This is a genomic window from Rhizobium ruizarguesonis, assembly GCF_017357285.1.
Taxonomy (GTDB): domain Bacteria; phylum Pseudomonadota; class Alphaproteobacteria; order Rhizobiales; family Rhizobiaceae; genus Rhizobium; species Rhizobium ruizarguesonis.
Genome location: NZ_CP071681.1, coordinates 199,560 through 221,347, shown reverse-complemented (window position 1 = coordinate 221,347; position 21,788 = coordinate 199,560). Strand labels below are relative to the sequence as shown.

20 protein-coding genes are annotated in these 21,788 nt (G+C 62.8%); 10 read left to right on the top strand and 10 right to left on the bottom strand.

Translation table 11 applies throughout. The features are described from left to right. Positions 1 to 8 precede the first annotated feature (8 nt). The 4 genes from J3P73_RS32180 (at position 9) to rsgA (ending at position 4,828) form a co-directional block, all read left to right on the top strand. On the top strand, positions 9 to 1,490 hold the full coding sequence (locus J3P73_RS32180) for an FGGY-family carbohydrate kinase (RefSeq protein ID WP_130698496.1): 1,482 nt from the start codon (positions 9 to 11) through the stop codon (positions 1,488 to 1,490). Positions 1,491 to 1,562: 72 nt separating this feature from the next. After that, positions 1,563 to 3,122 (top strand): gamma-glutamyltransferase family protein, encoded by a 1,560-nt coding sequence (locus J3P73_RS32175; protein ID WP_207580267.1) that lies wholly within the window; start codon positions 1,563 to 1,565, stop codon positions 3,120 to 3,122. Between the two features lie 441 nt (positions 3,123 to 3,563). After that, on the top strand, positions 3,564 to 3,740 hold the full coding sequence (locus J3P73_RS32170) for a hypothetical protein (protein WP_018071841.1): 177 nt from the start codon (positions 3,564 to 3,566) through the stop codon (positions 3,738 to 3,740). Positions 3,741 to 3,775: 35 nt separating this feature from the next. After that, the gene (gene rsgA / locus J3P73_RS32165) at positions 3,776 to 4,828 is read left to right on the top strand and encodes a ribosome small subunit-dependent GTPase A (protein WP_130691911.1); all 1,053 of its coding nucleotides are present in this window, start codon (positions 3,776 to 3,778) and stop codon (positions 4,826 to 4,828) included. Between the two features lie 86 nt (positions 4,829 to 4,914). Here the strand turns inward: rsgA and J3P73_RS32160 are convergent, their stop codons facing one another. The 8 genes from J3P73_RS32160 to J3P73_RS32125 all read right to left on the bottom strand — a co-directional run bounded on the left by J3P73_RS32160 (position 4,915) and on the right by J3P73_RS32125 (position 13,889). Beyond that, positions 4,915 to 5,163, bottom strand: coding sequence for a hypothetical protein (locus J3P73_RS32160; RefSeq protein WP_130691909.1), 249 nt, complete (start codon positions 5,161 to 5,163; stop codon positions 4,915 to 4,917). A 630-nt stretch (positions 5,164 to 5,793) separates the two neighbouring features. Beyond that, positions 5,794 to 7,191, bottom strand: a complete 1,398-nt coding sequence (gene lpdA, locus J3P73_RS32155) for a dihydrolipoyl dehydrogenase (protein WP_130691905.1) — start codon at positions 7,189 to 7,191, stop codon at positions 5,794 to 5,796. A 5-nt stretch (positions 7,192 to 7,196) separates the two neighbouring features. Continuing rightward, positions 7,197 to 8,450, bottom strand: a complete 1,254-nt coding sequence (locus J3P73_RS32150) for a dihydrolipoamide acetyltransferase family protein (protein WP_130774432.1) — start codon at positions 8,448 to 8,450, stop codon at positions 7,197 to 7,199. Positions 8,451 to 8,453: 3 nt separating this feature from the next. Further along, entirely contained in the window at positions 8,454 to 9,467 is a 1,014-nt protein-coding gene (locus tag J3P73_RS32145) for an alpha-ketoacid dehydrogenase subunit beta (RefSeq protein ID WP_027667215.1), read from the bottom strand. Position 9,468: 1 nt separating this feature from the next. Then, complete coding sequence (locus J3P73_RS32140; protein WP_018071835.1) at positions 9,469 to 10,701, bottom strand: thiamine pyrophosphate-dependent enzyme; 1,233 nt, start codon at positions 10,699 to 10,701, stop codon at positions 9,469 to 9,471. A gap of 65 nt (positions 10,702 to 10,766) precedes the next feature. Then, the gene (locus J3P73_RS32135) at positions 10,767 to 11,894 is read right to left on the bottom strand and encodes an acyl-CoA dehydrogenase family protein (RefSeq protein ID WP_130726279.1); all 1,128 of its coding nucleotides are present in this window, start codon (positions 11,892 to 11,894) and stop codon (positions 10,767 to 10,769) included. A gap of 16 nt (positions 11,895 to 11,910) precedes the next feature. After that, positions 11,911 to 13,098 carry an acetyl-CoA C-acyltransferase gene (locus tag J3P73_RS32130; protein ID WP_131715431.1) on the bottom strand — a complete coding sequence of 396 codons (1,188 nt, stop codon included), beginning with the start codon at positions 13,096 to 13,098 and terminating at the stop codon, positions 11,911 to 11,913. A gap of 23 nt (positions 13,099 to 13,121) precedes the next feature. Then, positions 13,122 to 13,889 carry a 3-hydroxyacyl-CoA dehydrogenase gene (locus J3P73_RS32125; RefSeq protein WP_130680718.1) on the bottom strand — a complete coding sequence of 256 codons (768 nt, stop codon included), beginning with the start codon at positions 13,887 to 13,889 and terminating at the stop codon, positions 13,122 to 13,124. A gap of 81 nt (positions 13,890 to 13,970) precedes the next feature. Here J3P73_RS32125 and J3P73_RS32120 point away from each other — a divergent pair, with 81 nt between their 5' ends. Then, positions 13,971 to 15,056 carry an AraC family transcriptional regulator gene (locus J3P73_RS32120; protein WP_130689040.1) on the top strand — a complete coding sequence of 362 codons (1,086 nt, stop codon included), beginning with the start codon at positions 13,971 to 13,973 and terminating at the stop codon, positions 15,054 to 15,056. Here the strand turns inward: J3P73_RS32120 and J3P73_RS32115 are convergent. Together J3P73_RS32115 and J3P73_RS32110 are read right to left on the bottom strand one after the other, a co-directional pair. After that, positions 15,030 to 15,449: a hypothetical protein gene (locus tag J3P73_RS32115; protein WP_207580217.1), complete on the bottom strand. Its 420-nt coding sequence runs from the start codon at positions 15,447 to 15,449 to the stop codon at positions 15,030 to 15,032. The two genes, J3P73_RS32120 and J3P73_RS32115, sit on opposite strands and share 27 nt — an antisense overlap. Continuing rightward, positions 15,439 to 15,699: a type II toxin-antitoxin system Phd/YefM family antitoxin gene (locus J3P73_RS32110; RefSeq protein WP_024322537.1), complete on the bottom strand. Its 261-nt coding sequence runs from the start codon at positions 15,697 to 15,699 to the stop codon at positions 15,439 to 15,441. Before J3P73_RS32110 ends, J3P73_RS32115 begins: the two co-directional genes overlap by 11 nt. Positions 15,700 to 15,867: 168 nt before the next feature. On the opposite strand from J3P73_RS32110, the gene J3P73_RS32105 reads away from it, so the two are divergent. From J3P73_RS32105 to J3P73_RS32085, 5 genes are read left to right on the top strand one after another with little or no spacing between them, the layout of a single operon-like run. Further along, a complete protein-coding gene (locus tag J3P73_RS32105; protein ID WP_075225131.1) occupies positions 15,868 to 17,013 on the top strand; it encodes an isovaleryl-CoA dehydrogenase in 1,146 nt (381 codons plus the stop codon). Then, positions 17,010 to 18,620, top strand: a complete 1,611-nt coding sequence (locus tag J3P73_RS32100) for a carboxyl transferase domain-containing protein (RefSeq protein WP_018483032.1) — start codon at positions 17,010 to 17,012, stop codon at positions 18,618 to 18,620. The genes J3P73_RS32105 and J3P73_RS32100 overlap by 4 nt, the downstream gene beginning before the upstream one ends. A 7-nt stretch (positions 18,621 to 18,627) precedes the next feature. After that, positions 18,628 to 20,493 carry an acetyl/propionyl/methylcrotonyl-CoA carboxylase subunit alpha gene (locus J3P73_RS32095; protein WP_163884638.1) on the top strand — a complete coding sequence of 622 codons (1,866 nt, stop codon included), beginning with the start codon at positions 18,628 to 18,630 and terminating at the stop codon, positions 20,491 to 20,493. After that, on the top strand, positions 20,493 to 20,945 hold the full coding sequence (locus J3P73_RS32090) for a MaoC family dehydratase (RefSeq protein ID WP_018071825.1): 453 nt from the start codon (positions 20,493 to 20,495) through the stop codon (positions 20,943 to 20,945). The genes J3P73_RS32095 and J3P73_RS32090 overlap by 1 nt, the downstream gene beginning before the upstream one ends. Further along, on the top strand, positions 20,942 to 21,778 hold the full coding sequence (locus tag J3P73_RS32085; protein WP_130691885.1) for an HpcH/HpaI aldolase/citrate lyase family protein: 837 nt from the start codon (positions 20,942 to 20,944) through the stop codon (positions 21,776 to 21,778). The genes J3P73_RS32090 and J3P73_RS32085 overlap by 4 nt, the downstream gene beginning before the upstream one ends. Positions 21,779 to 21,788 lie beyond the last annotated feature (10 nt).

Here is a 21,788-nt window from a genome sequence, read left to right as displayed (position 1 = left end):
GAACCGCCATGTCCATCACGCTCGGCCTCGATATCGGCACCACCTCCACCATCGGCATCTTGATCGAACTGCCGAACCGCGTGCTCGGCCTCACCTCACGGCCGTCGACGCTTCATTCACCGCAGCACGGCTGGGCCGAGGAAGACCCGGCGCAATGGTGGTCGAATGTCTGCGAGATCATCAGGGAACTGATTGCAACGAGCGGGATCGAGGCTAGGCAAATCTCGGCCGTCGGCGTGACCGGCATGCTGCCGGCCGTCGTGCTGCTTGATGACGCCGGCTACGTGCTGAGGCCGAGCATCCAGCAGAGCGACGGGCGCTGCGGCAAGGAGGTCGAGGAACTTAGGGCCGAATGGAACGAAGCGGATTTTCTCGCCAGGGCAGGAAACGGCATCAACCAGCAGCTGGTGACGGCGAAGCTTCGCTGGATCGCCCGGCATGAGCCCGCGGTCTTCGAGCGCGTCGCCACGGTCATGGGCTCCTATGATTTCATCAACTGGAAGCTAACCGGCGAAAAGGCCATCGAGCAGAACTGGGCGCTGGAAGCGGGCTTCGTCGATATCAATACCGACAGGCTCGATGACGAACTGATCGGGCTTGCCAGAGTGCGGCGGGACGCCATTCCGAGGAAGGCCGCTTCGCATGAGGTGCTTGGCCACGTGACCGATGAGGCGGCCAAGGCGACGGGGCTCGCACCCGGAACGCCTGTTATCGGCGGGGCAGCCGACATGATCGCCTCGGCCTTCGGCGCAGGGATCAACAAGGCGGGCGACGTGCTGCTGAAATTCGGGGGTGCCGTCGATATCCTGACGGCAACGGATGTCGTGCGGCCCGATCCTCGCATGTTTCTCGATTATCATCTGGTTCCGGGGCTTTACATGCCGAACGGCTGCATGTCGACCGGCGGCTCGGGGCTCAACTGGTTCATCAGCACCTTCGCCGGACGCGAGGAGATCGCGGCAAAGGCGGAGGGAATATCCGCGCACCACTATCTCGATCGGCTGGCGGCGGCATGCGCGCCCGGCGCGGACGGGCTGACGATCCTGCCTTACTTCCTCGGCGAGAAGACGCCGATCCATGATGCCGGTGCGCGCGGCCTGATCGACGGGCTGACGCTGTCGCATCATATCGGCCATCTCTGGCGGGCGATGCTGGAAGCCTACGCCTATGCACTGCGCCATCATATCGACGTGCTGAACGACATCGGCCATCCGACAACGCGTTTCATCGTTTCCGACGGAGGATCGCAGAGCCGCATCTGGATGCAGATCGTTTCCGACGTGCTGCAGCAGCCACTGCAGGGTCTCACCGGCCATCCCGGCTCCTGCCTCGGTGTCGCCTGGGCAGCGGCGATCGGTGCGGGATTGACCGAGGATTGGTCCGGCGTGACGGCCTTTGTCGGCCAAGGTGACAGAATCCTCCCCAATCCCGACAATGCAGCGGTTTATGATCGGGGTTATCGGACCTATCGTGCGCTTTACAGGCCATAGACCGAGCGAGAGTTGAGCGTGACGACACCGGCAGAACGGGATTCCACGAGACAGGCAGCCGGGCGCGGCGGCATGGTAACAAGCCCACATGCGCTGGCGAGCGAGGCAGGCGCGGCGATCCTGCGAGCCGGCGGCAATGCGCTTGAGGCTGCGATCGCCATCGGCAGCACGATTGCCGTCGTCTATCCGCATTTCTGCGGTCTTGGCGGCGATTCCGTCTGGATCGTTGCCGATCGCAGCGGGCGGAAAACATGTTTTCTCGGCATCGGGCAAGCAGCGCGGGAACTGCCGGATTTCGGCGACAGTATTCCGCTGCGCGGACCGCTTTCGGCGCTGACCTCGGCCAGCGCCGTCGATGCCTGGCGGCACGCGCATGACTATTCCGCACGGCACTGGCGCGGAAAGATCGATTTCCCAGTCTTGCTTGCCGATGCGATCCGTCATGCCGAAGAGGGATTTCCTGTTACGCGTTCGCAGAGCTTCTGGCTTGGCTTCCGGCAGGCGGAGGCAGCCGGCTGGCCGGGTTTTGCCGCACTTTTCATGCCGGATGGCGCGGCGCCGGAAACGGGCAGCCTGTTCCGGCAGGAGAATTTGGCGCTATCGCTTTCGCTAATTGCCCGTGATGGGCCGCGTTCATTCTACGAAGGCGAACTCGGCACGAGGATTGCGGCGGGCCTGCAGGCCGTGGGCTCTGCGCTGACCAGCGACGATCTCAAGGCAACCCGAACGCGCGAAGCGCCACCCGTCAGTCTCTCGTATCGCGGCTTCGAGCTGCTTGCGCCGCCGCCGCCGACACAGGGTCTGTTGACACTGGCGATCATGGGCATTCTCGCCCATTTCGATCTTGCCAGCCAAAAGGCCGGCAGCGCCGATCATCTCCATCTCTGCGTCGAAGCCGTCAAACGCGCCTTCCTCGACCGCGGCGGCATTGCCGATCCAGATGTCGTGCCGCAGCCGGTGGAGGAATGGCTGAGCACGCAGCATCTTGCGCAGGCGGCAGCCTCCATTGATCCAGCACGAGCGCTCGAATGGCCGGCGCCGTTTCGCAGCGGCGACACCGTGTTCTTCGCCGCAACCGACGCAGAGGGCGGCAGCGTCAGCGTCTTGCAGAGCACCTATTTCGACTGGGGCAGCGGCGTGGTGGTCGGTGATACCGGTATTCTCTGGCAGAACCGCGGGGCGGCCTTTTCGTCCGATCCCAAGCACGTCAATGCCATCGCACCCGGCAAGCGGCCTTTCTATACATTGAATCCCGGCCTCGGCCTGCGCAACGGCAGGCCCGCCCTGCTTTATGGCACGCAAGGCGCCGACGGCCAGCCGCAGACGCTGGCAATGGTGCTGACCCGGCTGATCGACTTCGACGAGGAACCAGCAGCAGCGCTGGCCGGTCCACGCTTTCTTCTCGGCAAGACCTTTTCCGACAGCCGTGACAGCCTCAAGCTGGAAAGCGATGCCGGCGAAACGGTGTTTGCCGAACTGGCCGCACGAGGCCACGCACTGTCACCGATCGAGGCGCAGAGCCCGCTTGCAGGGCAGGCAGGTGTGATCGTTATCGACGAGGACGGCATGGCGACCGGCGCGCATGATCCACGTGGCGACGGACTGGCGATCGGGATCTCTTCCGGGGCATGAGTTATGGCGTTGTGCGCCGGCGAGACGCCTTCAAACGCACAGAAGCGGGAAAAAGCTAATAATTGATGAGAGGGGCCGCAAGACCCTTCCGAAGCATGGACTCCTCGCAGATCGGCGACGTTCTTCGCATTGGGTATCATTCCGCTACGGTTTCGAAAGTTGCCGAGAGTCCCAGTGGACGGCCTTGGCGCTTCAGGGTCATGATCGGCGATGGCCGGGACCTCTGCCTGGCGTCGAATTACATTTGAAAATCAGTATGAAGAGCTTTGCCTATAATGGGTCGACCTTCCGCTCCGAATTACAGGTATGTACCTGCAGGCCTTGAGCGGATCGAACCGGCGTTGGCTAATCGTGAAGTACCTGATAGGTCATAGACCGCCGAGTGTGAGGTCTTGGCACCATCTTCAGAGAGAAACCTCGGACCGGACTGGAGAGCTTTTGATGGGCTGGAAAACACCGAAGATCGAATACGTGAATGGCTATAAGATCGTTGAAGTTGAAGGGCCTAGCTTCAAAGTCTACGACGGCGACCGTCAGCTCGGGGACGATTTCCCATACCCCGGCGAAGCTGCTGCTTACGCAACCTCGTTGCCAAAACGGGATCATCCACGCAGCTAGGCGAGGAGCCGCGGAAGATCATTGAAAAACCCTTTGTGTCAGCCTTAACGAATGTGGAACAGGATTTGACCAGCTCCCAACTTTCTTCGCCGCTGGAACTGCTTGGGTGGTCTGAATTCTTCGCGGACCAAGTCCAGCCCAGCGAAGCGGACTTGATCCCCAGACGCATCGCTTCAGTTCACCGGGCACGCATCGAGGCAATCGATGTCACCGGGCCGGTCGGACTCGAATTTCCATCCAATACCAGTACAGGTGACTACGCGGTCGGCGACTGGGTTCTTGCCGATGCACTGACTGACATGCTTATCAGACGTCTCGACCGAAAAAGCGTCTTTCAACGACGCCCGGAAGGCGGGCGTGGCCAGCAACTTGTTGCCGCCAACGTCGACACCCTGTTGATCGTGACCTCGTGCAATGCCGATTTTAATCTTGCTCGGCTGGAACGTTACCTGATCATGGCCAACCAGGCCGGGAGCAATCCGGTGATTGTGCTGACGAAGGCTGACACCGCGGAAGATGCCGGCTTGTTCCAGGCGCAAGCCGAAGCTTTGCAGCGCGACCTGCCTGTCATTGCCTTGAATGGGCGCTCCGCGGACGCCGTTTCCCTGTTGAGGCCCTGGTGCGGCGTTGGCCAGACGGTTGCGTTGGTGGGATCTTCTGGTGTCGGAAAATCAACGCTGGTGAACACCATGACCGGGCCTGAATCTGACACAAAGCAAAAGACAGGCACCATCCGCGAATATGACGCGCAGGGCCGACACACAACCACGGCGCGATCCCTGCATGCAATTTCAGGCGGCGGCTGGGTCATCGATACGCCGGGAATAAGAACGCTTTACGTGAGTGATGTTGCCGACGGTATAGACACCCTCTTTGCTGAAATAACTGAACTGGCGCCGCTTTGCCGCTTTCGCGATTGCACCCATGCCCATGAACCGGGGTGCGCGGTCCAGGCAGCTGTCGCAAGCGGTGCCCTGGTCGCCGATCGCCTGGAACGCTGGCGGAACCTGCTTGCCGAAAACCGCGACCGAACACCGGTCGTGAGCGGACCCCGCGGCAACAAGATCGTTCGCAAGAAGAAATACTGAACGTGTTGAACGTTTGCGACGGTGCTCATCGGCGTCAGCCATGATCGGCCACCTGAATTGGCTAGGCTGGGGGATCGCGTCAGGACTCAATGATTGGGATTGCGGTCACGAAGAAGACCCTGCAAGCGGCCGCTCCCGCTTGCGAGGGATATGTCTTTGAACAACCGCGATATGAGGCGCGGTCGCAATCCTTGCCTCTCATCGATGAGGAGGAATGACATCCTCTTTATCTCGATCGTGATCACACCTGCATCGTCATGGCGACGATAATTCCCGGAATCCATCGCATGGAATCCATTTTCCACCGCCCAGGCGGCTATCATATCCGCGTTCATCAAGGTCCTACTTCAGGAGATGCGGACGTGCTGTCTCTAGCTGTCCCGCTCGCGCAAATCGCTTCGCAGTCCTACGGATACCGCAACTGAATCGCTCTAATCCAGCCAAATCCGTCCAAGATTACAGTTCCCGCTTAGGTGTTGCGAGAAAGACTCGAAGCAATCGTTGTCAAGCGCTCGACTCAGCCGGGGCCTCGCCTGTTTAGTGCTCTTGATGGGATAAGAACTCTTGGCCCACCCAGTATATTGAGTGGTGAAACGAGCCAATTTCTCATGATCGTTATCAAGACGCAGGTCCCTAGAAGCCTGCTTCCTGAAACCGCTATGATCTGTCACGAAGCTCGCTCCCGTGCATTCCCCGCATCTGCTATTTCAGCGGCCATGCCGACATCCCGAGGTCGATGACGCGCCGCAGCACGCGGCCGCTCGCGCCTGCCTGTGTCAGGTTCATTGCCGCCTGCAAAACGCCGAGAAAATGCCACGCCAAGCCATCGATATCCGCCGCTGATGGCAACTCGCCATTGCCACACAGACTTCCTTGCTGCGACTGGCAAGGAAGCCGGAAAGAGACGCGCTGCAATCATCCCGGAGCGCCTCACCGTTCGGATGGCCACGGTCTCAGGCTTCGGCTCAGATATGCAGAGCGCTTCCCAAAGCTTTCAGCGCCGCCTCCATGACCGCTTCGCTGCGGGTCGGATGCGCGTGGATGGTGCCGGCGATGTCTTCCAGGCGCGCACCCATCTCGATAGCCAGCGCAAAAGCCGCCGAGAGCTCGGAGACCCCGGCTCCCACCGCCTGTAGGCCGAGCACGAGATTGGTGTCGGCGCGGGCCACGACGCGCACGAAGCCTTCTTCAGACAGCATCGTCATTGCCCGTCCGTTGGCGCTGAACGGAAACTGGCCGGTGCGGATTTCATAGCCTTGCGCCCTCGCGTCCACCGCCGACAGGCCGGCGCTGACGATCTCCGGGTCGGTGAAGCAGATGGCGGGGATGCATCGCTTGTCCCAGGCGCGCTTCTTCCCGGCGATGATTTCCGCCACCATCTCGCCTTGCGCCATGGCCCGATGGGCAAGCATCGGCTCGCCGGTCACATCGCCGATCGCATAGATGCCGCGCATCGAGGTGCGGCAACGGTCGTCGATCCTCAGATAAGGCCCGGCACGATCGAGATCGAGCTCTTCGAGACCGGATCCTGCGGTTCTTGGGCGGCGGCCGACGGTGACGAGGATACGGTCGGCCGGCAGGGTCTCACGCCGGCCATCAGCCGTTTCGACGACCAACGCCTCGCCATTGTCGGCAAGGCCGATCGCCTTCGCGCCTGTCAACAGCCGGATACCGCCTTCAGTCAGCTTGCGCATGACAGGCCGCACCAGTTCGGCATCATATTGCGGCAACACCTGCGGCGTCGCCTCGACGACCGTCACATCAGACCTGATCTTGGCAAAGGCGGTCCCGAGCTCCAGCCCGATATAACCGCCGCCGATCACGACGAGTTTTTTCGGCAGCTCCGTTAGCGACAGCGCCTCTGTCGAGGACATGACGCGGCCGCCGAAAGGCAAGTTCGAAAGCTCCACCGGATCGGAACCGGTGGCGATCACCACGGTCTCGGCGCGGATGATCTGCTGGCCGGTTTCTGTCTCCACCTCCACCGTTTTGCCGTCGCGGAAATGGGCTCGGCCGTGGACGATCTTGACTCGCGCCTTCTGCAGCAGCCCTGAAACACCGCTCGTCAACCGGCCGACGATCCCGTCCTTCCAGGCAATCGTCCTGCCGAGATCGATCGACGCGCCTTCGACGCGGATGCCCATCGGGTTCTTGCCGGCAAGCATCTTTTGCGTCGCGTCGAATTCCTCGGCCGCATGGATCAGCGCCTTGGAGGGAATGCAGCCGACCGTCAGGCAGGTGCCACCCGGCTTGCCGGCCTCGACGATGACGGTATCGATGCCGAGCTGCCCGGCGCGAATGGCGCAGACATAACCTCCCGGACCGGCGCCGATGACGAGGAGCTTGCAGACGATCTCTTTCATGGATCTCAGCTTTCGATAAAAATGAGCGCAGGCGTTTCGATGAGCGTGCGGATGCGCTGCACGAAGTTTGCCGCATCCCAGCCGTCGATGATGCGGTGATCGAAGCTGGAGGAGAGGTTCATCATCTTGCGCGGCACGAACTGCGTGCCATCCCAGACCGGTCGTGTGGCGATCTTGTTGACGCCGATGATCGCCACCTCAGGATGATTGATGATGGGTGTCGAGACGATGCCGCCGAGCGCGCCGAGCGAACTGATGGTGATGGTGGAGCCGGACAGCTCATCACGTGTCGCAGTACCCGATCGCGCCGCTTCCGCCAGCCGGTTCATCTCGGCGGCGCAATCCCAGATGCCGCGGGCTTCGGCATGCCGCACCACCGGAACGGTCAGACCGGCCGGCGTCTGCGTGGCGATGCCGATATGCACGGCACTATGGCGCGTGATGATGCCGGCATCGTCGTCGAAAGTGGCGTTGACGTCAGGCTGCTCGGAGATGGCCTTGACCAGCGCCCGCATCAGGAAGGGCAGAACCGTCAGCTTCGGATGATCAGGCCTGCGATCGCCGTTCATCGTCGCGCGCAACTCCTCGAGCGCGGACATATCCACTTCCTCCACATAGGTGATGTGGGGGATGCGCGAGGCGGAAAGCACCATCTTCTCGGCAATGCGGCGGCGCAGGCCGGTCAGCTTGATCTCCTCGGTCGCCGTCTTCCTGGCAAAGCCGTTCTTTGCCGTTGCAGGCGCGGTCCCTTGGCTTAGGAATTGCTCGATATCCTCGCGCAGGATACGCCCGGCTGGTCCTGTCGCCTGCACCTGCCTGAGATCGACACCGCTTTCCCTGGCGAAGAGCCGCACCGAGGGAGCGGCAAGCGGCTTTTCGGCCGGCGGCGGCGGCGCCGCAGGCACTGGTATCGCCGCAGGAGTTGGCGCTGCCGGAGCAGGTTTTGCAATCTCGGCCTTGGGCGTCTCAGTAATCGGCGTCTGCGAAATCCCTACGGGCTGAACCTCGCCGACATTTCCCGCCGTCTCGATCCGCACCAGCGGAGCCTTGACCGCAATACGGTCTCCGACCTCGCCGGCAAGCCAGGTGACTGTGCCATTGACAGGAGACGGAATTTCCACCGTGGCCTTGTCGGTCATGACAGCGGCGATCACCATGTCCTCGCGGACGGGATCTCCGGTCTTCACATGCCATTCTACGATCTCGGCCTCGGCGACCCCCTCCCCGACATCGGGCATCTTGATGATGAATTCGCCCATGGCTCAGGCCTCCATGACTTCGGCAAGCGCCCGCCCGACCCGGCCGGGACCGGGGAAATAGTCCCACTCCTGCGCATGCGGATAGGGCGTGTCCCAGCCGGCAACGCGCACCACCGGCGCTTCGAGATGATAGAAGCAATGCTCCTGCACCAGTGCTACCACCTCGGCGCCGAAGCCGGATGTCAGGGTTGCCTCATGCACGACGACGCAGCGTCCCGTCTTCGAGACCGATTTGACGATCGTATCGAGATCGAGCGGCAGCAGGCTTCTCAAATCGATCACTTCGGCATCGATGCCGGCATCCTCGGCCGCGGCAAGCGCCACATGCACCATGGTGCCGTAGGCAACGACCGTCACCGCCGATCCCGCGCGCCGCACTTCGGCCTTGCCGATCGGGATGGTGTAGTGGCCATCGGGCACCTCTCCGAGGTCGTGTTTCGACCAGGGCGTCACCGGCCGCTCGTGATGGCCGTCGAAGGGGCCGTTATAGAGGCGCTTCGGCTCCAGGAACATGACCGGATCGGGATCCTCGATCGCCGCGATCAGCAAGCCTTTGGCGTCATAGGGATTGGAAGGCACGATCACCTTCAGCCCGCAGACATGGGTAAAAAGCGCCTCCGGGCTCTGGCTGTGCGTCTGGCCGCCGAAGATACCGCCGCCGGTCGGCATGCGCACGACGATCGGGCAGGTGAAATCGCCGTTGGAACGGTAACGGATGCGCGCCGCCTCCTGCGTCAGCTGGTCATAGGCCGGATACATGTAATCGGCGAACTGGATTTCGACACAGGGTTTCAGCCCGTAGGCCGCCATGCCGATCGCCGTGCCGACGATGCCGGATTCGCTGATCGGCGTATCGAAGCAGCGTGTTCTGCCGTATTTTGCCTGCAGGCCCTGTGTGCTGCGAAAGACGCCGCCGAAATAACCGACATCCTCGCCGAAAACGACGACGTTGTCGTCACGTGCCATCGAGACGTCCATGGCGCTGCGCACGGCCTCGATCATCGTCATTCTGGCCATGTCAGTACCCCGCCTTCTGTCGCTGGCGGCGGATATGCGGCGGCATCTCGGCATAGACGCCCTCGAAAATGTCGCGCACCGAAGGCCTGCCCCCGGCATGCAGCGTGCCATGCGCCTCCGCCTGGCGCTGCGCCTCGATCACCTCGTCCATGATTTCGGCTTCGGCCTGCACATGCCGTTCCTCCGACCATGCGCCCTTGATGATCAGATGTTTCTTCAACCGCAGCACGGGGTCGCCGAGCGGCCAGGCCTCCGATTCCGTCTTGGGCCGATAGGCGCTCGGATCGTCGGAAGTCGAATGCGCGCCGACGCGATAGGTCACATATTCGATCAGCGTCGGGCCGAGATTGCGCCGCGCGCGCTCGGCCGCCCAATGGGCGACGGCATGGACGGCGAGATAGTCGTTTCCGTCGACACGCAGCGCCGGAATACCGAAGCCAAGGCCGCGGGCGGCGAAAGTGCCGGAACCGCCGCGGGCAATGCCCTGGAAGGTGGAGATTGCCCACTGATTGTTGACGATGTTGAGAATGACCGGCGCCTTGTAGGTCGAGGCGAAAACGAGCGCCGAGTGGAAATCCGATTCCGCCGTCGATCCGTCGCCGATCCAGGCGGCGGCAATGCGGCTGTCGTTCTTGATCGCCGAGGCCATCGCCCAGCCGACAGCCTGCACATATTGGGTGGCGAGATTGCCTGAGATGGTGAAGAAGCCGTGCTCCTTGGAGGAATACATGATCGGCAGTTGCCGGCCGCGCAGAGGATCGCTCTCGTTCGAGTAGATCTGGTTCATCATCTCGACCATCGGATAGTCGTCGGCAATCAGCAGGCCTGCCTGGCGATAGGTCGGGAAATTCATGTCTCCCTTTTCGAGCGCCTTGCGGAAGGCGCAGCTGACGGCTTCTTCGCCGAGATGCTGCATGTAGAAGGAGGTCTTGCCCTGCCGCTGCGCCATCAGCATGCGGGCGTCGAAGGCACGCAGCTTCATCATGTTGCGAAGCCCGGTCAGCAACGCCTCATCGGAGAGCGAACCGGCCCAGGGACCGACCGCCTCGCCCTCGCGGTTCAAAACGCGGATGATGGAATAGGCGAGGTCACGAATATCTTCGGATGCGACATCCACCTCCGGCCGCGGCACCGAACCGGCCTTGGCAATCTTGACATTGGAAAAATCGGGCTGACCGCCCGGGCGGACGGCGGGTTCGGGGACGTGCAGGCTCAAACGAGCGGAATCCACCATGTCTTTTCTTTCCTCCCTTTGCCGGCCTTGCTCCTCTCCTCCGGAAGCAGGGTCGGATATGGTGCTTATAGATTGCGGGCAATCACCATGCGCTGCACGTCGCTCGTTCCTTCATAGATCTGGCAGATGCGCACATCGCGGTAGATGCGCTCGACCGGATAATCGGCCATGTAGCCATAACCGCCATGGATCTGGATCGCATCGGAACAGACGCGCTCGGCCATCTCGGAGGCAAAGAGCTTCGCCATCGAGGCTTCCGACAGGCAGGGCAGTCCGGCCTCCCTGAGGGAGGCGGCGTGAAAGACGAGCTGCCGCGCCGCCTCGATCCGCACCGCCATATCGGCAAGGCGGAAGGCAACGGCCTGGTGCTCAAAGATCGGCTTGCCGAAGGCCGTACGCTCCCGGGCGTAGTCGCGCGCCGCTTCGAAGGCCGCCCGCGCCATGCCGACGGCCTGTGCCGCGATGCCGATCCGCCCGCCCTCGAGATTGGCGAGCGCGATGCGGTAACCTTCGCCTTCCGCACCTAGCCTGAGTTCTGCCGGGATGCGCATGCCGTTGAAGGCGATCTGGCAGGTATCGGAGGAATGCAGCCCAAGTTTTTCCTCGACCCGGATCACCTCGTAGCCCGGTGTATCCGTCGGCACGATGAAGGCGGTGATGCCCTTCTTGCCGACATCGGGATCGGTGACGGCAAAGACGATGATGACGTCGCCGTTCTTGCCAGAGGTGATGAATTGCTTGGAGCCGTCGAGCACGTAGTGGTCACTGTTACGCCGCGCCCGGGTCTTCAGGTTGGAGGCATCGGAACCGGCCTGCGGCTCGGTCAGCGCAAAGCCGCCAATCCATTCGCCGCTGGCCAGTTTCGGCAGGAAGCGCTGCCGCTGCTCCTCGGTGCCGAATTTCAGGATCGGCACGCAGCCGACGGAGCTATGCACGCTCATGATCGTCGAACACGGTCCGTCGCCCGCGGCAATTTCCTCCAGCGCCGCCGCATAAGCAATCACACCGGTATCCGATCCGCCATAGGCTTCCGGCACCAGCATGCCGAGCAGCCCGAGTTCGCCCATTTCCTTCAGTTCCTCGCGCGGGAAGAGATGCTCCCGGTCGCGTTTGGCTGCCCCCGGGGCCAGCCGGTCGCGGGCAAAGTCGCGGGCGAGATCTGAGATCTGCTGCTGGAGGTCGGAAAGGATCATCTGTTCTCTCCCTCTCCTATTGCCGTTCGATGGCAACGGCGGTCGCCTCGCCGCCGCCGATGCAGAGCGCGGCCATGCCGCGCTTCAGGTCGTATCGCTCCAGCGCCGCAAGCAGCGTCACCAGAATCCGGGCTCCTGAAGCGCCGATCGGATGGCCGAGCGCGCAGGCGCCGCCATGCACGTTCACTTTTTCATGCGGCAGGTTGAGATCGTGCATCGCCGCCATGGCGACGACGGCGAAAGCCTCGTTGATTTCGAACAGATCGACCTCCGACAGTGGCAAGCCGGTGCGATCGGACAGTTTCTGCAGCGCGCCGATCGGTGCGGTGGCGAAAAGATTGGGCGCCTGTGAATGCGTGGCATGGCCGAGGATGGTGGCGAGCGGCTTCAGGCCGCGATGCTCCGCCTCGGAACGGCGCATCAGCACCAGGGCTGCCGCGCCATCGGAGATCGAGCTGGAATTGGCGGCAGTCACCGTGCCGCCCTCGCGGAAGGCGGGCTTCAGCGTCGGGATCTTGTCGAGCTTCGCCTTGCCGGGTTGTTCATCGCGGCTCGCCACCTGCTCGGCCTTGCTCGATTTTACCGTGACCGGCACGATCTCGCTTTCGAAACAGCCTTCGGCGATCGCCTTCTGCGCCCGCGTCAGCGAGGTGATGGCGTAGCTGTCCTGCGCCTCGCGCGTGAACTGATAGGCCTCGGCGCAATCCTCCGCGAAGCTGCCCATCAAGCGCCCCTTGTCATAAGCATCCTCCAGCCCGTCGAGGAACATATGATCCACGACACGCCCATGGCCGAGCCTGTAGCCGCCACGGGCCTTGTCAAGGAGATAGGGCGCATTGGTCATGCTTTCCATGCCACCTGCAACCGCTACAGAAGCGCTGCCGGCGGCGATCAGGTCATGCACCATCATCACGGCCTTCATGCCTGAGCCGCACATCTTGTTAACGGTGCTCGCCGCCGTGGCGAAGGGCAGACCGGCATGGATCGCCGCCTGGCGCGCCGGCGCCTGCCCCTGCCCCGCCGGCAGTACACAGCCGAAGACGACCTCCTCGATCACCGCGGCCTCGACGCGGCTCCGCTCAAGCGCCGCGCGGATCGCCGTTGCTCCCAGTTCCGGCGCTGTCGCCTCCTTCAGCTCTCCCTGAAAGCTGCCGATCGGGGTGCGCGCTGCACCGACGATGACGATGGGATCCTGCAATGTCATGTTTCCTCCTCTGGGCAACGCGCTCAGCGCGCGCCCATCCGCAATGCGCCGTCGAGGCGGATGACCTCGCCGTTCAGCATGTTGTTTTCAAAGATATGACGCACCAGCCCGGCGAATTCCGCCGGACGGCCGAGCCGCGGCGGAAAGGGCACGCTCTTGCCGAGCGCCGCCTGAACCTCTGCTGGCATGTCAGCCATCATCGGTGTCTCGAAAATGCCGGGTGCGATCGACACGACGCGAATGCCGTGACGTGCAAGCTCGCGGGCGATCGGCAAGGTCATCGCCGCCACCCCGCCCTTGGAGGCGGCATAGGCTGCCTGGCCGATCTGGCCGTCGAAGGCGGCAACCGAGGCCGTATTGACGATGACGCCGCGTTCGCCTTCCGCATCCGGCTCGGTCGTCTGGATCGCTGCGGCGGCCAGCCGGATCATGTTGAACGTGCCGATGAGATTGATGCCGACCGTGCGCGCAAAACTCTCCAGCCGGTGCGGTCCGTCGCGACCGATCACCTTTTCGGCCGGCGCCACGCCCGCGCAATTCACCAAACCGCGCAGGCTGCCGAAGGCTTTGACGGCAGCGGCAACCACCGCCGCCCCCTCCTCGCCATCGGTTACATCGGCCTTGACGAAGCGGGCATCGCTTCCGAATCCCCGGGCAATCTCTTCCCCCGCTTGCATATTGAGATCGGCAATCGTCACGCGCCCGCCGGCCTCCACAAGCGCGCGCACTGTTGCCGCACCCAAGCCGGAGCCGCCGCCGGTCACGATGAAACTTGCTCCACGGATCAGCATGAATGTCTTCCTCCCTGCCGACCGCGCCCCTCCAAGCGCAACCGACGGATACGATTCTATTCGCTCCACCTATTGCAAGCGATGACAGAACTGCTCCATAATTTCGGCCAGTTTTGCCATAGCGAGGATAGAATGGCCGAGATCGAGCGACGCATGATCGCGCCGGGCTTCGTGGAGGAGGCACTCGACAGCCTGCGGCGGCTCGGCAAGCCGACGGCGCCGGTCCTTGCCCGCGTCGGCCTGGCATCCCCGGTCGATCAGCCGGTTTCGGCGGAGACCTATGGCGCGCTCTGGCTGGCGATTGCTGCCGAGCTCGACGATGAATTCTTCGGCATGGGCGCACGACCGATGCGCAGCGGCAGCTTCACGCTGCTCTGCCACTCTGTGCTGCATGCGCCGACGCTGGGTCAAGCGCTCCGCCGGGCGCTGCGCTTCCTCGATGTCGTGCTCGACGACCCCCGGGGACGGCTCGTCATCCGCGACGGTCTGGCCGAGATCGAGCTCAGCGATGCCGGCGGCCCGCGTTCGGCCTTCGCCTACCGCACCTACTGGATCATCCTGCACGGCATCATCTGCTGGCTGGTCGGCCGGCGCATTCCGATCCGGCTCGTCGATTTCCGCTGCGCGGAACCCAAACAAGGGGCCGACTACCGGCTCTTCTTCGGCGCCCCGGTGCGTTTCTCGCAAGCCATCAGCCGGCTCGGCTTCGACAGCGCCTTGCTGGATTTGCCGATCTCACGCAGTGAACAGGCCTTGAAGCAATTCTTGCGCGGCGCACCCGCCAATATTCTGGTGCGCTACCGCTATGATGCCGGCATCGCCGCCGCCGTCCGCCGCCGCCTGAGCCAGGCCACACCGGCTGCCTGGTCGAGCTTCACCAAGCTTGCCGCCGATATGCGCATGCCGCCCTCCACGCTCCGCCACCGCCTGCACGACGAGGGACAAAGCTATGCCGCCATCAAGGACGACATCCGCCGGGATCTCGCCGTCGAACTGCTGCTGAACACGTCGATGACCATCGGTGAGATTGCCGTGCAGCTCGGCTATTCCGAGCCGAGCGCATTCTTCCGGGCCTTCCGCAAATGGGTGGGCAAGAGCCCCGAGGGCTTTCGGCGGGACGGAGCGGAAATCGAGGGCCTGTCAGTCGAATCGATTGATCCGCCCTGACTGGCCTCGCGCTTTCGCGAACATGGCGGCAATCTTCATCATGAACGACTTGCTGAAGCGGCCAAGAACCGCCTGATGAGGCTCGATGTACCAGGATCGCTCGACGATATCGTAATTATATTCGTCGACGACGATCCAACTCTGTTTGAGATCACCGAGACCGGCGCGCCGGCGTTCGATATCGGGAATTTCCAGCGCAACCCTTCCCACCTCCGGCGACTGTGTGGTGATTGCCAGAAGGACGAGATGCGTGTTTCCATCGCTCGCACTGCGGATGGCGATGACGACACAGACTGGGCGCTGTTTGCGCCCCTCGGTCTCACCACGCTGCTGTTGCCACGCCCAGAGATAGGGATAGGTAACCACCTCGCCAGGACGAAACTCATGGCTCATCGTCGTAGCCTTCACCGTGCGCCAGCCGCTCAATCGCCTCGCCGAACAATTCGGCATGCTCGTCCGGCATCTCCGAAATGTGATGGGCACGACGCGGGTCCCCGCCGCTGCGCATTCGCTGATAGTGCTCATAGCTCATCAGCACGAAACGTGGCTTGTTGTGGCGGGTAAGAATGACCGGCTCGCGGCTCGCGACATCGGTGACATCACCAATCTGTTTATTGAGATCACCTGTCGTGAACTGTCGCATGATTATCGTCTCCGGTTTAATTTCCATATATTCCATATTTCCCATATTTTCAAGAAAATGGCACTCACGCGCCCTCGCCAAGAATTCACAAGGTTCTTCGGTCGCATCATTCAAGGGCACTTTGACCCTGCCGCAACCCGCGCTACATATTTCAGCGGGAGGAGTGCCATGTTTGATTTTTCGCTCGGCGAAACCGCGGACGCGATCCGTGAAACGACGGCGCGGTTTGCCGCCGATCATATTGCTCCGCTGGCTGTGGAGATCGACGAAAGCAACACGTTTCCACGCCAGCTCTGGCCCGAGATGGGTGCGCTCGGCCTGCATGGGATCACCGTCGAGGAAGAATTCGGTGGCGCCGGTCTCGGTTATCTCGATCATGTCGTCGCCATGGAGGAAGTTTCGCGCGCCTCGGCCTCCGTCGGCTTGAGTTACGGCGCTCATTCCAACCTCTGCGTCAACCAGATCCGCCGCTGGGCCTCGCCGGAACAAAAGCGCCGCCACCTGCCGAAGCTGATCTCCGGCGAACATGTCGGTTCGCTCGCCATGTCGGAGGTCGGAGCCGGTTCCGATGTCGTCTCCATGCGGTTGCGTGCCGAGAAGAAGGGCGACCGCTATATTCTGAACGGCACCAAGTTCTGGATCACCAACGCGCCGCATGCCGATGTGCTTGTTGTCTATGCCAAGACCGATCCCGCAGCCGGCCCGAAAGGCATTTCCGCCTTCATCATCGAAAAGGGCCTGCCTGGTTTCAGCGTCTCCAAGAAGCTCTCCAAGCTCGGCATGCGCGGCAGCGACACGGCCGAACTGGTGTTCGAGGATTGCGCGGTGCCGGCCGAGACGCTGATGGGCCGGGAGGGAGAAGGCGTGAAGATCCTGATGTCCGGCCTCGATTATGAGCGTGCCGTGCTTGCCGGCGGGCCGCTCGGCATCATGCAAGCCTGCCTCGATGTCGTGCTGCCCTATGTGCGCGATCGCAAGCAATTCGGCAAAGCGATCGGCGATTTCCAGCTGATGCAGGGCAAGATCGCCGACATGTATGTGGCGCTGAATTCGGCGCGCGCCTATGTCTATTCCGTCGCCCGCGCCTGCGATGCCGGCCGCGCGACGCGCACGGATGCTGCTGCCGCGATCCTTTTCGCCAGCGAGAACGCCGTGAAAGTGTCGCTGGAGGCGATCCAGGCGCTCGGCGGCGCCGGCTATACCAAGGAATGGCCGGTCGAACGCTTTTTGCGCGACGCCAAGCTTTACGATATCGGCGCCGGCACCAATGAGATCCGCCGCTACCTGATCGGCCGGGAGCTCATCGCATCATGACGGTGATTTCGACTGCGATCGATCGCGACAGCGACAGCTTCAAGGCCAATGCCAGCAAGAATAAAGCCCTGATCGACGAACTCCTCAATCGTTCGGCGAAAGCGCGCGAGGGCGGATCGCAAACGGCGCGCGAGCGCCATACCGGCAAGGGCAAGCTCCTGCCGCGCGATCGCATCCAGCTGCTCATCGATGCCGGCAGCCCGTTCCTGGAGATCGGCACGCTGGCCGCCAACGGCATGTATGATGACGAGGCGCCCGGCGCCGGCATCATCGCCGGCATCGGCCGCGTGTCCGGCCGCGAGGTGATGATCGTCGCCAATGACGCGACGGTGAAGGGCGGCGCCTATTTCCCAATGACGGTGAAGAAACATCTGCGGGCGCAGGAGATCGCCATGCAGAACCGCCTGCCCTGCATCTATCTCGTCGACAGCGGCGGCGCCAATCTTCCGCATCAGGCTGAGGTCTTTCCCGACCGCGATCATTTCGGCGCGATCTTCTACAACCAGGCGCAGATGTCGGCCGAGGGAATCCCACAGATCGCCTGCGTGATGGGAAGCTGCACCGCCGGCGGCGCCTATGTGCCCGCCATGTCCGACGAAACGGTCATTGTGCGCAATCAGGGCACGATCTTCCTTGCCGGCCCGCCTTTGGTGAAGGCCGCGACCGGCGAGATCATTTCGGCCGAAGAGCTCGGCGGCGCCGAAACCCATGGCCGCCGCTCCGGCGTCGTCGATCATGTCGCCGAAAACGACGAACATGCGCTGCTGCTCGTGCGTGATATCGCAGCCACTCTCAACAGCGTGAAGGCCATTGATATCGACCTGCAGAAGCCACGGCCGCCGAAACTCGATCCCGAGGATCTCTGCGGCCTGATCCCGGAGGATGTGCGCTCGCCCTATGATGTGCGCGAGGTCATCGGCCGGATCGTCGATGGCTCGGAACTGCATGAGTTCAAGCCGCTCTACGGCACCACGCTGGTCTGCGGCTTCGCCCGCATCTGGGGCATGCCCGTCGCCGTCATCGCCAATAACGGCGTGCTGTTTTCCGAAAGCGCGCTGAAGGGCGCGCATTTCATCGAGCTCGCCTGCCAGCGCCGCATACCCTTGCTCTTTCTGCAGAACATCTCCGGCTTCATGGTCGGCGGCCGCTATGAGGCCGGCGGCATCGCCAAGGATGGGGCAAAGCTGGTGACGGCGGTTGCGACCGCGAGCGTGCCGAAGGTCACCGTCATCATTGGCGGCAGCTTCGGCGCCGGCAATTACGGCATGTGCGGCCGCGCCTATCGCCCGCGCTTTCTCTTCACCTGGCCGAACAGCCGCATCAGCGTGATGGGCGGCGAACAGGCGGCCTCGGTGCTCGCCACCATCCGCCGAGACTCCATGGAGGCGCGCGGTGAGAATTGGCCTATTGAAGAGGAGGAAGCCTTCAAGGCGCCGATCCGCGCCGGCTACGAGGCCGAGGGCAATCCCTATTATGCCACCGCTCGCCTCTGGGACGACGGCATCATCGACCCGCGCCAGACGCGGGATGTGCTGGGTCTTGCCTTTTCCGCCTGCCTGAATGCGCCGATCCCGAAAGGGCCGCGCTTCGGCCTGTTCAGGATGTGAAGCGCCGATGATGGAAAGTCTTCTCATTGCCAACAGGGGCGAAATCGCCCGCCGCATCATCCGCTCGGCCAAGGTGCTCGGCATCCGCACCATCGCCGTCTATTCCGGGGCCGATGCCGGCCTGCCCTTCGTGAGGGAAGCGGACGAGGCGATCGCCGTCGGCCCCTCGCCGGCCCGCGAAAGCTATCTCTCTCAGACCCGCATCCTCGAGGCCGCCCGGAAAACCGGCGCTGCGGCGATCCATCCCGGCTACGGTTTCCTTTCGGAAAATGCCGGATTTGCCGAAGCGGTGGAAAAGGCCGGCATCATCTGGGTCGGCGCACCGCCCGCCGCCATCCGGGCGATGGGGCTCAAGGACGCGGCGAAGGAATTGATGCAGGCATCAGGCGTGCCCGTGACCCCCGGCTATATGGGCGCGGACCAGAGCGAAGAAAGGCTGGCGGCCGAGGCGGACACCATCGGTTATCCCGTGCTCATCAAAGCGGTCGCTGGCGGCGGCGGCAAGGGCATGCGCCGCGTCGACCGCGCGCAAGATTTCGCCGAACTTCTCGCCTCCTGTCGCCGTGAAGCGGCCGCTTCCTTTGGCGACGACCGCGTTCTGATCGAACGCTATATCGCCAATCCGCGCCATATCGAGGTGCAGGTTTTCGCCGATACGCTCGGCAATTGCGTTCATCTCTTCGAACGTGACTGTTCGCTGCAGCGCCGTCACCAGAAGGTTATCGAGGAGGCCCCTGCCCCCGGCCTCGATGCCTCAACGCGCGCGGCAATCTGCGATGCCGCAGTGAAAGCCGCAAGAGCGGTGAATTATGTCGGCGCCGGCACCATCGAATTCATCGCCGATGCCTCGGAAGGCCTGCGCGAAGATCGCATCTGGTTCATGGAGATGAACACCCGCCTCCAGGTGGAACACCCGGTCACCGAGGCAATTACTGGCGAGGATCTGGTGCTCTGGCAGTTGAAGGTCGCTAGCGGCGAACCGCTGCCGAAATTGCAGGACGAGATCGCCATGAACGGCTGGGCGTTCGAAGCCCGCCTCTATGCCGAAAATCCCGCCGCCGGCTATCTGCCCTCGACCGGCCGGCTCGAACATCTCAGCCTGCCGCAAACCGTCCGTGTCGATAGCGGCGTCGAGCAAGGGGATGACATCACCGCCTTCTATGACCCGATGATTGCCAAGATCATTGCCCATGGGTCGAACCGCGAGGCGGCACTTTCGAAGCTCGCAGCCGCCTGCGCCGGCATCGAGGTCTGGCCGGTCAAATCCAATGCCGGCCTGCTTGCCCGCATCGCCGTCGACCCGGATTTTTGCGCAGCTCGGATCGATACCGGCTTTCTCGACCGCCATGGCGATAGCCTGGTGGCGATGGAGCCGAGCGAAATCGCAATCGACACCGCGGCCACCGTGCTCTCAAGAAATACGGATGGTGATCCCTGGTCCGCCCTTGCCGGATTCCGCATCGCCGGCGCGGATGACAAGAGGGTGCGCATCCGTATCGGCGAGCAACTCCTTTGGGGGCAGTCACGTCCGGAGCTTGAGACAAATGCCGTCACGATCGGTGAAACCACGGTGCTTTTCGACGCCGGCAACGCCTGGCCGATCAGCCTGCCCGTGGCAAGCGAAGTCGAGGCAAGTCAGGGTGCCGGCGATGGCGCGATCCTTTCTCCCATGCCCGGCCTCGTCATTTCGGTGGATGTCGCCGAAGGCGATCGTGTCGCCAAGGGGGACCGCCTGCTGACAGTCGAAGCGATGAAAATGGAACATTCTCTGCGTGCGCCCTTCGACGGCATCGTCGAAAAGCTGCAGGTTTCCTCGGGGATCAGGGTCTCGGAAAACCAGCTGGTCGTCAACATCGTGAAGGAGCAGGATTGATGGCCGGCCGTTATTTCGACGAGTGGACGGTCGGCGACCGCATCGCCCACGACATCCGCCGCACGGTCACCGAGACCGACAATCTGCTGTTCACGACGCTTTCCCACAATCCGCAGCCGCTGCATCTCGATGCCGATTATGCGGCCGGCACCGAATTCGGCCGGATCGTCGTCAACGGCACCTTCACCTTTGCGCTCACCGTCGGCCTCTCGGTCGGCGACACCACGCTCGGTACGCTCGTCGCCAATCTCGGCTATGACAAGGTGACGATGCCAAAGCCGGTCTTCATCGGCGATACGCTGCGGGTGGAAACGGAGGTGATGGAGCTGCGTCGCTCGAACTCCCGCCCCGATGCCGGCATCGCCACCTTCCGGCATATCACCCTGAACCAGCGCGGCGAGATCGTCTGCCAGTGCCTGCGCACGGCAATGCTGAAGGTGAAACCGTCATGAGGCTGCGCTCGCTACTCTTTGCGCCCGGTGACCGGCCGGAGCGTTTCGAAAAAGCGCTCACCTCAGGCGCCGATGCCGTCATTCTCGACCTGGAGGATTCGGTTGCGCCCATAAACAAGCCGAAAGCGCGTGAAAGCGTGCACGAATTCGTCTTGCATCATGCCGGCGAGACCCCTCTCCTGATCCGCATCAATCCCCTCGCCTCGCCAGAATTCGAAGGCGACCTTGCCGCTTTGAGCGGCCTTCATCCTTTCGCGATCGTGCTGCCGAAGGCCGAGGGCGCTGCTTCGGTGCTGAAGCTTGCAGGCTCTCTTGCATCTGCAATTCCCATCTTGCCGATCGCAACCGAAACGCCATCCGCGATCTTCGAGATCGGCAGCTACCGGGATGTCGCGAGCAGCCTCTGCGGCCTGACCTGGGGTGCTGAGGATCTGTCTGCCGCGATAGGGGCTACGACCGCGCGCAGGACGGATGGCCGCTACACGCCGCCCTACGAGCTTGCCCGCTCGCTCACGCTGTTTGCGGCCCATGCCGCCGCCGTTCCGGCAATCGACACCGTCTATCCCGATTTCCACGATCTCAACGGTCTCAGGGCCTATGTCGGCCGAGCCCGGCGCGACGGCTTTTCCGGGATGATGGCCATCCATCCGAGCCAGGTCGAAACGATCAATCACGCCTTCACGCCGGACGCATCCGAGATCGCCTGGGCAGAGAAAGTCGCCGCCGCCTTTGCCGCCAGGCCCGACGCGGGCGTCATCCAGCTTGACGGACGCATGCTGGACTTGCCGCATCTCAAGCTTGCCCTCCGCATCCTGGAGATATCAGGCCGATAGCCAGCGAGCC

Excerpts from the sequence above, each read along its gene's own strand:
- J3P73_RS32095 (WP_163884638.1), top strand. The coding sequence starts at position 18,628 with ATGATGGAAAGTCTTCTCATTGCCAACAGGGGCGAAATCGCCCGCCGC.
- J3P73_RS32115 (WP_207580217.1), bottom strand. The coding sequence starts at position 15,449 with ATGAGCCATGAGTTTCGTCCTGGCGAGGTGGTTACCTATCCCTATCTC.
- J3P73_RS32145 (WP_027667215.1), bottom strand. The coding sequence starts at position 9,467 with ATGGCCAGAATGACGATGATCGAGGCCGTGCGCAGCGCCATGGACGTC.
- J3P73_RS32160 (WP_130691909.1), bottom strand. The coding sequence starts at position 5,163 with ATGAACGCGGATATGATAGCCGCCTGGGCGGTGGAAAATGGATTCCAT.
- J3P73_RS32085 (WP_130691885.1), top strand. The coding sequence starts at position 20,942 with ATGAGGCTGCGCTCGCTACTCTTTGCGCCCGGTGACCGGCCGGAGCGT.
- J3P73_RS32125 (WP_130680718.1), bottom strand. The coding sequence starts at position 13,889 with ATGCTGATCCGTGGAGCAAGTTTCATCGTGACCGGCGGCGGCTCCGGC.
- J3P73_RS32180 (WP_130698496.1), top strand. The coding sequence starts at position 9 with ATGTCCATCACGCTCGGCCTCGATATCGGCACCACCTCCACCATCGGC.
- J3P73_RS32150 (WP_130774432.1), bottom strand. The coding sequence starts at position 8,450 with ATGGGCGAATTCATCATCAAGATGCCCGATGTCGGGGAGGGGGTCGCC.
- J3P73_RS32100 (WP_018483032.1), top strand. The coding sequence starts at position 17,010 with ATGACGGTGATTTCGACTGCGATCGATCGCGACAGCGACAGCTTCAAG.
- J3P73_RS32170 (WP_018071841.1), top strand. The coding sequence starts at position 3,564 with ATGGGCTGGAAAACACCGAAGATCGAATACGTGAATGGCTATAAGATC.
- J3P73_RS32090 (WP_018071825.1), top strand. The coding sequence starts at position 20,493 with ATGGCCGGCCGTTATTTCGACGAGTGGACGGTCGGCGACCGCATCGCC.
- J3P73_RS32110 (WP_024322537.1), bottom strand. The coding sequence starts at position 15,699 with ATGCGACAGTTCACGACAGGTGATCTCAATAAACAGATTGGTGATGTC.
- J3P73_RS32140 (WP_018071835.1), bottom strand. The coding sequence starts at position 10,701 with ATGGTGGATTCCGCTCGTTTGAGCCTGCACGTCCCCGAACCCGCCGTC.
- J3P73_RS32130 (WP_131715431.1), bottom strand. The coding sequence starts at position 13,098 with ATGACATTGCAGGATCCCATCGTCATCGTCGGTGCAGCGCGCACCCCG.
- J3P73_RS32120 (WP_130689040.1), top strand. The coding sequence starts at position 13,971 with ATGACAGAACTGCTCCATAATTTCGGCCAGTTTTGCCATAGCGAGGAT.
- J3P73_RS32105 (WP_075225131.1), top strand. The coding sequence starts at position 15,868 with ATGTTTGATTTTTCGCTCGGCGAAACCGCGGACGCGATCCGTGAAACG.
- lpdA (WP_130691905.1), bottom strand. The coding sequence starts at position 7,191 with ATGAAAGAGATCGTCTGCAAGCTCCTCGTCATCGGCGCCGGTCCGGGA.
- J3P73_RS32135 (WP_130726279.1), bottom strand. The coding sequence starts at position 11,894 with ATGATCCTTTCCGACCTCCAGCAGCAGATCTCAGATCTCGCCCGCGAC.
- J3P73_RS32175 (WP_207580267.1), top strand. The coding sequence starts at position 1,563 with ATGGTAACAAGCCCACATGCGCTGGCGAGCGAGGCAGGCGCGGCGATC.